Raw genomic sequence first — 12,140 nt, 5'->3', positions numbered from 1 at the left:
AGGATAATGGATGAATTCTCTACAACGTTTCTATCAATGGATTGCTAACACCCCACCACTTTTTAAACTTCAAACGCCCTTTGTCACTGTTGAAGATATTCCGGCATTGCCGCTACCAGACAATGAAGATTACGATGGCAACCCACGACTCGGCTTTCTATACCAACATCTTTGTACCAAGTTGCTGACTTGCTCCTCTCGATATGAGTTGGTTGCCGAAGAGATTCAACTCAATGATGCTACCGGTCGCACAATTGGCGCCGTCGATTTGATCCTCGAAAATCAGGAAACAAACCAACACGAGCATTGGGAAGTCGCCATTAAATTCTACTTACTGCATGAAGGCATTTGGTATGGCCCGAATGCACACGACCAACTGCATAAGAAACTCGAACGTATGCTCACCCACCAGCTAAAGATGAGCCAGAGAGAAGAGTTCCATCAGCAACTGCCTTTAGACCATATCCCGAGTGAGCACCTCCTGATGCAGGGACGTCTTTACGTTAACCCTTTTTCTGCAGAACCTATCCCAACAAGCTGTTTAGGATACGAACTAAACCAAAGCCAAATATCCGGTTACTGGTGCTATCAAAGTCAATGGGAGCAAGTCGAAGAGCCGCTTTACGCCCTTTCTAAACCGCTTTGGGCAATAGGCAATGAGGAGTTCTTAGAGCCAATCAATAAGCCATCCGATAGGTTCATTCACGCTCAAACTAAGAGCGGGGAATTTTGGTTTGTTGTACCAGATACTTGGCCAAACTAGAGACGAGGTAAGATTTTATTTTGGTTTTCTGTGGATAGGTTATATCAACGTCCTAATCTCCATGTTCACAGTTGTAAGAGATTCACGACTACGTTCCTTCGTCGCTTTCGGGAAAGACGTTATCAAAGTCAGTATATCTAATTCATCATCCTCAAGAGTAAGGAACGAGCGAGTTGGGGATTTCTTTCTTTTTCTCGCCTCTCGAAGCACAGCGTTCCCTCTCAACAAACAAAAAAAGGGCCGACACATTGTCGACCCTTTCAAAACCTTAATCCTTTGAATTACAAACCAGCGGCTGCAAACACTTGATTAACGATTTCCTGTGCTTCTGCTTCGATTTGTTTTAGGTGCTCTTCACCTTTAAAACTCTCACAGTAAATCTTGTAGATATCTTCTGTGCCTGATGGGCGAGCTGCAAACCAGCCATTAGTTGTTGTTACTTTTAGACCACCGATTGCAGCGCCATTACCTGGAGCGTGCGTTAAGCGAGCAGTAATTGTATCACCTGCTAGAGTTTCAGCCGCTACCATTTCTGGCGACAACTTCTTCAGTACGTCTTTTTGTGGGCCATTTGCTACAGCTTGAATACGGTTGTACTTAGATTCACCGTGCTTCGCTGCAAGCTCTTCATAGTAATCTTGAGGGTTCTTACCCGTTACCGCAGTGATCTCTGCCGCTAGAAGACATAGCAAGATGCCGTCTTTGTCTGTTGACCAAGGCGTACCATCTTTACGAAGGAAAGACGCACCAGCGCTTTCTTCACCGCCGAAACCGAACTTACCAGTGTACAGGCCATCCACAAACCATTTGAAGCCAACAGGTACTTCACATAGCTCACGACCTAGATCTGCAACAACACGGTCAATCAGAGCACTTGATACTAGCGTTTTACCCACAGCGACATCTTTACCCCACGCGTCACGGTGACGGTATAGGTAATCGATACAAACCGCTAAGAAGTGATTCGGGTTCATCAAACCTTTTGGCGTTACGATACCATGACGGTCGTAGTCAGGATCGTTACCAAATGCTAGATCGTATTCGTCTTTCAGTGCCAACAAACCTGCCATTGCGTAAGGAGATGAACAGTCCATACGTACAACGCCGTCTTTATCTAGAGACATGAATTGGAAAGAAGGGTCAATCGCTTCACTTACTAGCGTTAGGTCTAGGTCGTATGCCTGACCAATTTGACGCCAGTAATCAATGCCACTGCCACCCAATGGATCTACACCAATCTTCAGGTTTGCTTTTTGGATTGCTTCCATATCGATAACATTCACTAGATCATCGATGTATGGCTTCACCAAATCCATCTCGACAAACAGATCCGATGCTTTCGCTTCTGCCAGTGGTAGGCGTTTAACACCTTGCAAACCTTCAGCAATCAGCGCGTTTGCACGATCTTCGATTGCTTGAGTCAGTTCAGCCTCTGCTGGACCACCGTGAGTCGGGTTGTATTTGATGCCGCCGTCTTGCGGTGGGTTATGCGATGGGGTAATTACAATACCGTCAGCTTTGTCATCATGCTTGATGTTGTGAGTCAGAATCGCGTGTGAAATACCCGGTGTTGGTGTGTAGCCGTTGTCTTGTTGAACAATCACTTTCACGCCATTTGCAATCAATACTTCAATCACACTTGAAAATGCTGGCTCTGATAGTGCATGCGTGTCTTTACCTACAAACAGTGGACCTGTTGTACCTTGCTCAGCACGAACTTCCGCTACCGCTTGAGCGATGGCTAAAATGTGGTTTTCGTTAAAAGTGTGCTTATCTGCAGTACCGCGGTGACCAGAAGTACCAAATTGAACTTTGTGTTCTGCGTTTGCTGCGTCTGGTTGAAGTAAGAAGTAGTTAGCAACGAGTGCTGGGATATTGTGAAGATCTTCCTGCTGCGCTTTTTGCCCAGCACGAGGGTGCATAGCCATGTTTGACATCCTTTCTTTAAATACAAATAAAATTAAAAAAGCCTCATAATATCCGCTAAACGCTACACATTATGAGGCTTCTATCAGGTTTCTTTAGATTGAACCTGTTACTTTTTCGATTAAGTCAGGTTGGAACTCCATGTGTGTCATTACCTGCTCAACCATCTGTCTTTTACGACTGGTATTGTTATTGGTAATCACCCAAAACGGTGTATCCGGAATAGCTTTAGGCTTGGTTGTATTACCGTTTGCTAACAGTGTCTCTTCGTTGTCTGCAAAATATACACGTTTGCGACCTTTAACCTTTGTTGCTTGCGCAAACCCTTCTGGGTTCAGGTTATGTAATGTTGACAATACCAACATAAAACGATCAATTGCTTTTTTAAGTGACGCGAACTCATCCGAAATTAATAGCGAACGCATTTCTTTCACAGTATCAATTTGCGCGTCTTTACCAGCATCTTTACTTACTACAATTCCCTGTGGCTGCTCTAATACAGGAGCACTTGTTTGCTGCTGTTTTTGACCATCTAGGTCCAAAAGGCGTCGTAAAATATCCGAGGCACTTTCACCGATATGCTGAGTTTTGCTCGCAATAAAACGGTATAGATCCTCATCAACCTCAATTGTTTTCATTCGCTTTTCACATTCTCAATGTTTAAACTCTGGGGGATTATAACGAGATCCTCTCGGATACTCCACGTTAAACCCATCACGAATAAGATAAAATGTCAGCATTACTCAACTATAAGCAAGAAGGGCAAGGCCAACCGGTTGTTTTGATTCATGGATTGTTTGGAAGTTTCAGTAATCTAGGGTTACTGGCTCGCGATCTCGTTCAGGATCACTCGGTGATCAGTATCGATCTCCGAAATCATGGCCTTTCTTTCCATTCAGACACGCACAATTATGAAGTTCTAGCACAAGATGTGGCCGATTTACTTCGCTATCTAAAGGTTGAGCCTGCACTTGTCATCGGCCACTCTATGGGTGGAAAAGTCGCTATGAAGTTGGTGGATGCAGCACCTGAGCTTGTTAAACGACTTGTCGTGCTGGATATGGCGCCCGTGGCTTACCAAACCAACCGTCACGACAACGTATTTAATGGCTTGCAAGCAGTCATCAAAGAGCAACCAGCTAATCGCCAGCAAACAATGGATATTCTCGCTCAACATATTGAGATCGATGGCGTCAGACAGTTCCTGTCGAAATCGTTGTATAAAAATGGCGACAAAATGGATTGGCGCTTTAACGTTGCGAGTTTGTTCAACAACTATAACGACATCATTGGCTGGCAAGAAATCGCACCTACAAACATTCCCACTTTGTTTGTTAAGGGTGGTGATTCAGATTACTTAATGCCTGAGCACCAGCCTGCGGTTCAGCGCCAGTTTAATAACGCCAAAGCACACATTATTGCCAATACCGGGCACTGGTTACATGCCGAGAAGCCGGCCGAAGTGATGCGCGTGATCAGGAAATATATTTCGAGTTAACAAATTCGAAAAACTACGCCTAATTATTGAATTAACCCTTCTTATAGTGCATTAACTTTACGGATTAACAGTGGTATAGTGCGCCCAAGATTTTTTGGCATGAAGGACGACAATGCTATACGACTATATGGACATGCTCGAGTCAATTGGACTCGATCTGCTTTTTGCTGCTATCTTCTTTTTCATCGGGATGGCAATAAAAGATGTACTCAAGCAAGGCAATGTACCTGTTTTTGGTCGTCGTATCGTATGGTTAGTCCTTTTCCTAGGCTGTGCTGGTTTTATCGCTAAAGGCATTATTCAGCTAAGCTGGGAAGGTACTGGATTAGGTTAAGTCCGGCTCCCCCATCGCCAGTAACATACAATGTAAAGGTATAGACTCTATGGCAAGTGTAGGTATCTTCTTCGGTAGCGACACAGGTAATACTGAAGCCGTTGCAAAGATGATTCAAAAGCAGCTAGGTAAACAGCTAGTTCACGTTCAAGACATCGCAAAAAGCAGCAAAGAAGACATTGATAACTTTGATCTTCTACTTCTAGGTATCCCAACTTGGTACTACGGTGAAGCACAATGTGATTGGGATGACTTCTTCCCAGAGCTTGAGCAAGTAGACTTCTCAACTAAGCTTGTGGCTATCTTCGGTTGTGGTGACCAAGAAGATTACGCAGAGTATTTCTGTGACGCGATGGGCACAGTGCGTGATATCGTTGAAGCAAAAGGCGGTACTATCCTAGGCCACACTTCAACTGATGGTTATGAGTTTGAAGCGTCTAAAGCACTTGTTGAAGGCGATGACAGTCAATTCGTCGGTCTATGTATTGATGAAGATCGTCAACCTGAATTGACTGACGAACGCGTTGAAAACTGGGTTAAGCAAATCTACGAAGAGATGTGCCTAGCCGAGCTTGAAGGCTAACACAGCATTCATGAAGAAAGACCTCCTATTGGGAGGTCTTTTTTTCTCTGATGATTATGGTGCTTCTGTTGCAATTTCTTCTTCTCGATACTGAGGCTTTTTACGTACATATAGCTTACGTTTAACTTCAGACACTACGTTACCATCTTTGTCTTTCACATAAGTGATGAATTCAGGAAAACACTTTTCTCCATTTCGCGTCATCTGATAGATCTCATCTAACATCCCATCGGTCACTTCGAAATCTGCATACAAATCACTTTGACCAGGTTTAATAAAGTTAATGCTCGCCTCTTTGTCCCATACATAGTATTCCTCTCGCAGAATGCCCATTAGCATCAGAGAATAAACAGGATCGGTCAGAGAGAAGATACTGCCACCATATTGGGTTCGATTTGCATTTTTGTTCCACCACCGAAGCTTCAGTCGGACTTTAACTGTTCGAAAGTCCTCGGAAATATGTAAGATTTTAATTCCAGCCCCCCAAAAAGGAGGCCAAATATTGAGCGCAAACTTCACTATTCCCGGCTTATATATTTTGGCGAGTCGCTTATTCATTGCCTTCCATGCCTCTAACATTTCCATGTTACGCAATTGTAACTGGTCTGATCTGTAATATAATCGACCCGTTCCCAATTTACAAAAATAATCTATTAACCCTTTGAAGTTCGTGGTTTATTGTTGACGCGGCTTAACCTATAATGGTAGGAATATTGAATTCTGTTAAATCGCTGCAGATGATCCAACGGGAAAGTATATGTCAGACAACAATCAGGCGCTAAAGGATGCGGGTCTTAAAGTAACGCTTCCTAGGCTAAAAATTTTAGAAGTACTACAACAGCCAGACTGCCAACACATCAGCGCTGAAGATTTGTACAAGAAGCTTATCGATTTAGGTGAAGAAATTGGTCTTGCGACTGTTTATCGAGTTCTAAACCAGTTTGATGATGCGGGTATCGTAACTCGCCACCATTTTGAAGGCGGCAAGTCGGTATTCGAACTTTCAACTCAGCACCATCACGACCACCTAGTGTGTCTTGATTGTGGTGAGGTTATTGAATTCTCAGATGACATTATCGAGCAACGCCAGAAAGAGATTGCAGCTCAATACAACGTACAGCTGACTAACCACAGCTTATACCTTTACGGTAAGTGCAGTGATGGCTCTTGCAAAGACAACCCTGACGCACATAAACCATCAAAATAAATAGTTGTTGATGTTTATGTAATTTATGGTTAAAACGCTAGCGTAAAGCTGGCGTTTTTTGTTTTGGAGGTAGCCATGAATTCTCAGCAGAATGGTTTTACACTGCTTGAGCTTGTAATCGCGATCTTTGTGCTTGGTATTCTTGCTGTCGTAGCAGCGCCAAGATTTCTCAACATTCAAGACGATGCATATCTAGCTAAAATCGAAGATATCGCCACAAACCTCCAAACCGGGGTAAAGTTCACCCAGAGTCAGTGGCTCGCCAATGGTGCTACACCTGAAGCTCAGGTCAATTTACAAGGATATGGTGGTGGAAGCCTGGATGTAAATGAATTTGGCTATCCGCTAGGAACCAACAAAGGTAACAGTAACGGTAAGATTGGTAGTCCTTTTAACATTGGCAAGAACAACCCAGGCTGTATCGCCGTATGGGAAGCGTTATTGGGGGCTGAATATCGTTTATCTAACTCCAATAACCAGCATGATGCTGTCGACTTCATTACAAAAAGAGTAAAAGACAGCTCTGGTCACTGGTCTGTATGTTATTACATATATACAGTAAAGGGATATGATGATGATCCTGACAGCGCTCAGTTTGTGATTTGGTATGACTCTAAACAAGGTACCGCTTCCACAACAAAACCAGGACGTCTCTAACACTAACGTACAAACAAAAAATGCCAGCAATTGCTGGCATTTTTGTTGGCGATAAATTGAGATTATTGGTTCTCGATTTTCGCCCAAGTATCACGTAAACCAACCGTACGGTTGAATACTAGATTATCTGCTGAAGAGTCTTTCGAATCTGCACAGAAGTAACCCATACGCTCAAATTGGTAACCTTTTTCAGCTTCTGATGATGCTAAACTTGGCTCAACAAAACCGTTTAGAATCACTAGTGATTCTGGGTTGATTGTCGCAGCAAAGTCATCCGCAGCAGCTGGGTTTGGTACTGTGAACAAACGATCGTACAGACGAATTTCTGCAGGCAGCGCTTTGTCCGCTGAAACCCAGTGAATTACACCTTTCACTTTACGTCCATCTGCTGGGTTCTTACCTAGTGTATCAGCATCGTAAGTACAGAAGATTGTTGTGATGTTGCCTTCTGCGTCTTTCTCGATGCGTTCAGCCTTGATCACGTATGCGCCACGTAGACGTACTTCTTTACCTAGAACAAGACGCTTGTACTTCTTGTTTGCTTCTTCACGGAAGTCTTCGCGCTCGATCCAAACTTCACGAGTGAATGGCACTTCACGCTCACCCATTTCAGGTTTGTTTGGATGGTTAGCTACCGTTAGAGTTTCAACCGCGCCTTCTTCAAAGTTCTCGATAACGATCTTAACTGGATCTAGAACGGCCATCGCACGTGGTGCATTTTCGTTTAGATCATCACGAATACAAGATTCTAGTGAACCGAACTCAATCATGTTCTCTTGCTTCGTTACGCCGATACGCTTACAGAACTCACGAATAGATGCAGATGTGAAACCACGACGACGCAGACCTGATACGGTTGGCATACGTGGGTCATCCCAACCATCAACCAATTTCTCAGTTACTAGTTGGTTTAGCTTACGCTTAGACATCACTGTGTATTCAAGGTTTAGGCGGCTGAACTCGTACTGGTGAGGACGACATTCAATTGTGATGTTATCTAGTACCCAGTCGTACAGACGACGGTTATCCATGAACTCTAGCGTACAGATAGAATGCGTAATGCCTTCTAGCGCATCAGAGATACAGTGTGTGAAGTCGTACATTGGGTAAATGCACCACTTATCACCAGTCTGGTGGTGAGTCGCGAAACGTACACGGTAGATCACTGGATCACGCATAACCATGAATGAAGAACCCATGTCGATCTTCGCACGAAGACACGCTTTACCTTCTTCGAACTCACCCGCACGCATTTTTTCAAATAGCGCTAGGTTTTCTTCTACCGGACGATCACGGTATGGGCTTGGTTTACCCGGAGCCGTTAGCGTACCGCGGTATTCACGAATCTGCTCAGGACTTAGCTCATCAACGTACGCTAAGCCTTTATTAATCAATTCAATTGCATATTCGTAAAGCTTGTCGAAGTAGTTTGATGAGTAACATACTTCACCATCCCACTCAAAGCCCAACCAGTTTACATCTTTCTTGATAGACTCAACGTATTCGATGTCTTCTTTTTCAGGGTTTGTATCGTCGAAACGTAGGTTACATTGACCCTGGTAGTCCTGAGCAATACCGAAGTTCAAACAGATAGACTTAGCATGACCGATATGCAGGTAACCATTTGGTTCCGGCGGAAATCGAGTATGCACGCTAGTGTGTTTACCATCCGCTAGATCTTTATCAATGATCTGGCGAATAAAGTTTGATGGACGAGCATCAGCTTCACTCATCTATAGCACCTCAAAATAATAGTATTGTCAGAGAAAACGAGACTCTGTTAACCGCTATGGTTTTACAGAGTGCATTGCTCCTAATGATCCACAATTATTAGTAATTAGACAACAAGATCTCGCTTTAAATAGCCATTATTTATCGTGTTAGCTTGATTGCTCAGCAGTTCATCGTCTTAAAAACGAAAAAAGGCCTCCCGAAGGAGGCCCAATCATAGAGAGTCAGTTTGATGTAACTAAGGAAGTTTTACATCTGATAGGTCTTCACCTGCACCGATTGCTTTCATTTCACCAGCAACGATTTCAGCAAGAGGACCAAGGATAACTTGAAGGTTGTTTTCGCCTAGCTTAACGACACCTTTCGCACCTAGTTTCTTAAGTACAGCTTCGTCTGCTACTGAGCGGTCTTTAAGAGTAAGACGTAGACGAGTGATACATGCGTCGATTGAAGTTAGGTTGTCATGACCACCTAGCGCTTTCAGGTATTGACGAGCTAGGTCACCTTTCTTCGCATCACCAGCTGGAGCAGCAGATGTATCTTCGTCATCGTCTTCACGACCTGGAGATTTCAGGTTGAATGCGCGGATTGCGAAGCTAAATGTGAAGAAGTATAGAGCACCGAAGCCTAGACCGATTGCGAACAATAGTAGAGGTTTAGTTGCTAGGCCGTAGTTCAATACGAAGTCGATAAGACCAGCAGAGAAGCCGAAGCCGTGCAGTGTACCAAACATGTTAGCAACTACTAGAGATAGACCAGTAAATACTGCGTGCATTGCGTATAGAGCTGGAGCTAGGAATACGAACATGAACTCTAGTGGCTCAGTGATACCTGTTAGGAATGAACAGAATGCTACTGAGAATAGTGCACCACCAACTTGGCTACGTTTTTCAGCAGGTGCTGCAAGGTACATAGCTAGAGCTGCACCAGGTAGACCGAACATCATTACTGGGAAGAAACCGTTCATGAATACACCAGCGCTCTTATCGCCGCCGAAGAAACGGTGTAGGTCACCAGATTTAACAGTTTCTGTTACTTCTTTAACTGTTGCAGTGATTTCTGGAGTTACAGAGTTAGCAAATTCGAATGTGTGAGTTTGACCAACAACAAGAGTCTTAGCTAGAGCTGGGTCAACACAAAGCTGTTGTAGAGCAGGAAGAGCTTGACCAGCAGCCGTTGCGCCAGAAACTAGAACTTCTTGACACGTACCCATACCGAACCAGAAGTACGAGTTTAGTACGTGATGTAGACCTACAGGGATAAGTGCACGGTTAAGAGTACCGTATACGAACTGACCGATAGCACCAGAAGTAGAAACTGCGTGAGCTAGCGCGTCAAGACCGCCTTGGATTGTTGGCCATACAACACCAGCAACAGCACCAGCTACTAGCGAGAATAGACCTGCCATGATTGGTACTAGACGTTTGCCAGAGAAGAATGCCAACCACTCAGGAAGACGTGTAGCATGGAAAGCGTTGTAAGAGTGACCAGCGATAATACCAGCGATGATACCGCCGAAGAATGACATGTTAACGTCAGCGTTGATTGTGGTCGCTGTTGCTGTAATTACGAAGTAAGCAACTGCACCAGCTAGACCTGCAGCACCTTGACCGTCTTTAGAAAGACCAATCGCAATACCTAGACCAAATAGAAGTGGAAGCTGACCGAAGATCGCGCCACCAGCTTGAGCCATAAATGGAATGTCTAATAGGTCACCTTGACCTAAGCGTAGTAAAAGCGCCGCAACTGGAAGCGTTGCGATAGGAAGCATAAGAGCTTTACCTAACTTTTGCGCATATCCAAGAATATTCACCTTAAGTTCCCCCTATAGGATTTTATGTTTTGTCGAAAGACTTATTTCAGTCGTTCAATTTAGTCGTTCTCAGTTTATGATATTAATTTTGCTCCGCAAATTAAAAGCTCATTGTTTGTGATCATAATCACCAGTTTTTGCCTTTCCAAAAGGTTTTTGCTAGCGAGATCATAAAACTTATTTTATTATACGAAAAAATGGCGTTTTAAAGATAAGATTCTCGCACTTTATGCAAGACAGAATCAGTGTTATTTTGGTATCTCAATAGATGATTCATAGTAACTTCGCTCTAAAAAACAATCATAAAAACCAATTACTTTTATGTTTTTCAGTTGGTTACTCTGATAATGACATCGATAAAACGCGACTTGCTGTATTTAACTCGTTATCTAATTCAGTAACACAAAGTAAGTTACCGATTAGGTTCGCATTCATCGCTATTAGATAACGAGGAAGAATTTAAATTCTCACGTATAAGGATTAGCTGACTATGTATGCGCTAAGTAACTGTAAAATCTATACCGGTAGTGATGTTCTTACCGATCATGCGGTCATCATCGACAACGACAAGATTCAATCAGTAGTGCCAGTTACTGAACTGCCAGAAGGTATGGAAATTAGAAACCTAGAAGGTGCCAACCTAAGCCCGGGTTTTATTGACCTTCAGCTAAACGGCTGCGGCGGCGTGATGTTGAATGATGAAATCACTCCAGAAACAATGCAGATTATGCATGAAGCTAACCTCAAGTCTGGTTGTACAAGCTTCTTACCTACTCTTATCACTTCTTCAGACGAAGACATGCGTGCTTCGATTGCTGCGGCCCGCGAGTACCACAATAAATACCAAAACCAATCGCTAGGTTTGCATCTTGAAGGTCCGTACCTAAACGTAGCGAAAAAAGGTATTCACAGCGTTGACTTCATCCGCCCTTCTGACGACGGTATGATTGACCTGATCTGTGCGAATGCTGACATCATCGCAAAAGTAACGCTAGCACCAGAACAAAATGACCCAGAGCACATCTCTCGTTTGAAAGCGGCTGGTATCGTGGTTTCTATTGGTCATACCAACGCGACTTATGCAGAAGCTCGTCAAGGCTTCGACGCAGGTATCACTTTCGCTACGCACCTATTTAACGCAATGACACCAATGGTTGGTCGTGAACCAGGTGTAGTTGGTGCGATTTACGACACTCCTGAAGTTTATGCAGGTATCATTGCTGACGGCTTCCACGTTGATTACGCAAACATTCGAATTGCTCATAAAATCAAAGGTGAAAAGCTTGTTTTGGTGACGGATGCCACAGCTCCAGCAGGTGCTAACATTGATCACTTTATTTTTGTCGGTAAGAAAGTATATTACCGAGATGGTAAGTGTGTTGATGAAAATGGCACACTAGGCGGCTCAGCTCTGACTATGATTGAAGCAGTTCAGAATACAGTTGAGCACGCAGGCATCGCTTTAGACGAAGCTCTACGAATGGCTACGCTGTATCCAGCAACCGCAATTGGTGTTGAAGACAGTCTTGGTCGTATTCGAAAAGGAATGGTAGCTAACCTGACCGTTTTCGATCGTGACTTCAATGTAAAAGCGACGGTTGTTAACGGACAATACGAGCAAAATTAAG

General features: G+C 43.7%; 12 protein-coding genes. 7 read left to right on the top strand and 5 right to left on the bottom strand.

Annotation, left to right across the window (positions count from 1 at the left end; translation table 11 throughout):
* Window positions 1-10: 10 nt before the first annotated feature.
* Window positions 11-763 (top strand): DUF1853 family protein, encoded by a 753-nt coding sequence (locus tag KIV41_RS16480; protein WP_285337030.1) that lies wholly within the window; start codon window positions 11-13, stop codon window positions 761-763.
* A gap of 281 nt (window positions 764-1,044) precedes the next feature.
* On the opposite strand, the gene pgm is transcribed toward KIV41_RS16480, so the two are convergent.
* Entirely contained in the window at window positions 1,045-2,691 is a 1,647-nt protein-coding gene (pgm, locus tag KIV41_RS16475) for a phosphoglucomutase (alpha-D-glucose-1,6-bisphosphate-dependent) (protein ID WP_285337029.1), read from the bottom strand.
* Between the two features lie 93 nt (window positions 2,692-2,784).
* Window positions 2,785-3,327 (bottom strand): replication initiation negative regulator SeqA, encoded by a 543-nt coding sequence (seqA, locus tag KIV41_RS16470; RefSeq protein ID WP_010446807.1) that lies wholly within the window; start codon window positions 3,325-3,327, stop codon window positions 2,785-2,787.
* Window positions 3,328-3,419: 92 nt separating this feature from the next.
* On the opposite strand from seqA, the gene KIV41_RS16465 reads away from it, so the two are divergent.
* The 3 genes from KIV41_RS16465 (at window position 3,420) to fldA (ending at window position 5,104) form a co-directional block, all read left to right on the top strand.
* Window positions 3,420-4,187 (top strand): alpha/beta fold hydrolase, encoded by a 768-nt coding sequence (locus KIV41_RS16465; protein ID WP_285337028.1) that lies wholly within the window; start codon window positions 3,420-3,422, stop codon window positions 4,185-4,187.
* A 112-nt stretch (window positions 4,188-4,299) separates the two neighbouring features.
* Complete coding sequence (locus tag KIV41_RS16460; RefSeq protein WP_010446802.1) at window positions 4,300-4,521, top strand: DUF2788 domain-containing protein; 222 nt, start codon at window positions 4,300-4,302, stop codon at window positions 4,519-4,521.
* A gap of 49 nt (window positions 4,522-4,570) precedes the next feature.
* Complete coding sequence (fldA, locus tag KIV41_RS16455; RefSeq protein ID WP_038885291.1) at window positions 4,571-5,104, top strand: flavodoxin FldA; 534 nt, start codon at window positions 4,571-4,573, stop codon at window positions 5,102-5,104.
* Window positions 5,105-5,158: 54 nt separating this feature from the next.
* On the opposite strand, the gene KIV41_RS16450 is transcribed toward fldA, so the two are convergent.
* Window positions 5,159-5,662, bottom strand: a complete 504-nt coding sequence (locus KIV41_RS16450; RefSeq protein WP_038885315.1) for a DUF4442 domain-containing protein — start codon at window positions 5,660-5,662, stop codon at window positions 5,159-5,161.
* A gap of 199 nt (window positions 5,663-5,861) precedes the next feature.
* Here KIV41_RS16450 and fcrX point away from each other — a divergent pair, with 199 nt between their 5' ends.
* Window positions 5,862-6,311 (top strand): ferric iron uptake transcriptional regulator FcrX, encoded by a 450-nt coding sequence (gene fcrX, locus KIV41_RS16445; protein WP_010446797.1) that lies wholly within the window; start codon window positions 5,862-5,864, stop codon window positions 6,309-6,311.
* Window positions 6,312-6,386: 75 nt separating this feature from the next.
* Complete coding sequence (locus tag KIV41_RS16440) at window positions 6,387-6,968, top strand: type II secretion system protein (RefSeq protein WP_252041696.1); 582 nt, start codon at window positions 6,387-6,389, stop codon at window positions 6,966-6,968.
* 62 nt (window positions 6,969-7,030) lie between these two features.
* On the opposite strand, the gene glnS is transcribed toward KIV41_RS16440, so the two are convergent.
* Both glnS and nagE read right to left on the bottom strand, forming a co-directional pair.
* Window positions 7,031-8,701, bottom strand: coding sequence for a glutamine--tRNA ligase (gene glnS / locus KIV41_RS16435; protein WP_038885293.1), 1,671 nt, complete (start codon window positions 8,699-8,701; stop codon window positions 7,031-7,033).
* Between the two features lie 236 nt (window positions 8,702-8,937).
* A complete protein-coding gene (nagE, locus tag KIV41_RS16430) occupies window positions 8,938-10,512 on the bottom strand; it encodes an N-acetylglucosamine-specific PTS transporter subunit IIBC (RefSeq protein ID WP_252041695.1) in 1,575 nt (524 codons plus the stop codon).
* Window positions 10,513-11,002: 490 nt separating this feature from the next.
* Between nagE and nagA the strand changes: the two genes are divergently transcribed.
* Window positions 11,003-12,139, top strand: coding sequence for an N-acetylglucosamine-6-phosphate deacetylase (gene nagA, locus KIV41_RS16425; RefSeq protein ID WP_038885294.1), 1,137 nt, complete (start codon window positions 11,003-11,005; stop codon window positions 12,137-12,139).
* Window position 12,140: the final 1 nt, after the last annotated feature.

The organism is Vibrio sp. D401a, assembly GCF_030248515.1.
Classification (GTDB): Bacteria; Pseudomonadota; Gammaproteobacteria; order Enterobacterales; family Vibrionaceae; genus Vibrio; species Vibrio rotiferianus.
This window is presented reverse-complemented; position numbering and strand designations above follow the sequence as displayed.

Coding starts and splice junctions, on each gene's coding strand:
- KIV41_RS16480 (WP_285337030.1), top strand. CDS start 11: ATGAATTCTCTACAACGTTTCTATCAATGGATTGCTAACACCCCACCA.
- pgm (WP_285337029.1), bottom strand. CDS start 2,691: ATGGCTATGCACCCTCGTGCTGGGCAAAAAGCGCAGCAGGAAGATCTT.
- seqA (WP_010446807.1), bottom strand. CDS start 3,327: ATGAAAACAATTGAGGTTGATGAGGATCTATACCGTTTTATTGCGAGC.
- KIV41_RS16465 (WP_285337028.1), top strand. CDS start 3,420: ATGTCAGCATTACTCAACTATAAGCAAGAAGGGCAAGGCCAACCGGTT.
- KIV41_RS16460 (WP_010446802.1), top strand. CDS start 4,300: ATGCTATACGACTATATGGACATGCTCGAGTCAATTGGACTCGATCTG.
- fldA (WP_038885291.1), top strand. CDS start 4,571: ATGGCAAGTGTAGGTATCTTCTTCGGTAGCGACACAGGTAATACTGAA.
- KIV41_RS16450 (WP_038885315.1), bottom strand. CDS start 5,662: ATGAATAAGCGACTCGCCAAAATATATAAGCCGGGAATAGTGAAGTTT.
- fcrX (WP_010446797.1), top strand. CDS start 5,862: ATGTCAGACAACAATCAGGCGCTAAAGGATGCGGGTCTTAAAGTAACG.
- KIV41_RS16440 (WP_252041696.1), top strand. CDS start 6,387: ATGAATTCTCAGCAGAATGGTTTTACACTGCTTGAGCTTGTAATCGCG.
- glnS (WP_038885293.1), bottom strand. CDS start 8,701: ATGAGTGAAGCTGATGCTCGTCCATCAAACTTTATTCGCCAGATCATT.
- nagA (WP_038885294.1), top strand. CDS start 11,003: ATGTATGCGCTAAGTAACTGTAAAATCTATACCGGTAGTGATGTTCTT.